This is a genomic window from Streptomyces sp. NPDC005728, assembly GCF_040630895.1.
Classification (GTDB): Bacteria; Actinomycetota; Actinomycetes; order Streptomycetales; family Streptomycetaceae; genus Streptomyces.
This window is the reverse complement of sequence record NZ_JBEXYL010000295.1, coordinates 1-1,353: the sequence shown is the minus strand read 5'-3', so window position 1 is coordinate 1,353 and position 1,353 is coordinate 1. Positions and strand designations below refer to the sequence as shown.

Genomic DNA, 1,353 nt, shown 5'->3' with positions numbered 1-1,353 from the left:
CACGTCACCGTGAACCTGCGGGCAGAGCCGGGACTCTGGTTCCAGTACGCCGACGCCGACGTGCCGATCGTGACGCAGTGGGACGACGGCAAGCCGAGCGGCGAGGGTGTCCGGGTGCCGACGTCGTCGGCGTCCATGCCGTCGGTGGTGTTTCGGATGCTGCGCGACCTGGACGTGCAGCCCGGGCACACAGTGCTGGAGATCGGCACGGGCACCGGCTGGAACGCCGGCCTTCTGGCCCACCGGCTGGGAGTCGAGGCTGTCACGAGTATCGAGATCGATCCGACGGTGGCAGACGCTGCCCGCGATCGTCTCGCCGCCCGGGAATTGCTCGGCGTCGTCCTCACCCGGGACGGGGCGCTCGGTGACCAGGCGGGAGCGCCCTACGACCGCGTCATCGCGACGGCCGGGATCCGCACGGTGCCTCCGGAGTGGATCGAGCAGACCCGGCCGGGCGGCATCATCGTCGCCCCCTGGGGCACGCACTTCAGTAACTCCGACGCCATCGTCCGCCTCAAGGTCAGCCCCTCGGAGGCGAGCGGGCACTTCACAGGGCCGGTGGAGTTCATGAAGCTGCGCGCCCAGCGGCTGCCGTTCGAGGGCCACGATGCCTACCTCCCGGAAGGCATGGCCGAAGCAGAGCGGTCCACGACGGATGTCACCGAGGGCGAGCTGCTCGGGGAAGGCCGCTTCGATCCGCGGACCTTCGCGATCGGCTTGCGAGTCCGCGACTGCCACCGTGTGGTGGCGGAGAAGCGTGACGGTGCCCGGCCGGTGTGGTTCTACGGGCTCAAGGACCATTCGTGGGCCTGCGTCATGTTCCGCGACGGCCGACCGGAGGCCGACGTGTGGCAGGAAGGCTCACGGCGGCTGTGGGACGAAGTGCATGAGGCTCTGGGCTGGTGGCACACAGCCGACCAGCCGGACTTCGAACGCTTCGGCCTGACCGCGGAGATGGACGGCAGGCAGCACGTGTGGCTGGACTCACCGGAGAACGTCGTTCGACGGTGGCGGCGCTGCCCTCCGGGGCGTCCTGGGCGGTCTTGAGCATGGTTGTGAAGGCCGGAATTTACCGCGGTGATCAAGTTGATGGTCAGCGGCTGCGTCGCTGCTCCCCTTGCCCCTCGGGGCCCCGGGTACCGGATCCGGATCGCGCCCGGGCCGACTTGCTTGTGCCGCTGTGTGACTGCCTCGCGTACCGGTTCGGGAATGCGGCGGACCGCCCCGACCACATCGCGTGCTGGGTGGGGTTGTGGGCGGGGTCGGTTGTTTTCCGGTGGGCGTGTGGTTTGCTGATGCACACTCGGGTGGGTGTTGGGGTGTGCGGGAGGTGGCCGACCTTTATCTGATAAA

General features: G+C 68.8%; 1 protein-coding gene. It reads left to right on the top strand.

Going from position 1 to position 1,353, the window contains the following annotated elements:
* The coding region (locus tag ABZ471_RS48705) for a methyltransferase domain-containing protein (protein WP_359075629.1) at positions 1-1,047 on the top strand (1,047 nt) is incomplete at its 5' end.
* Positions 1,048-1,353 lie beyond the last annotated feature (306 nt).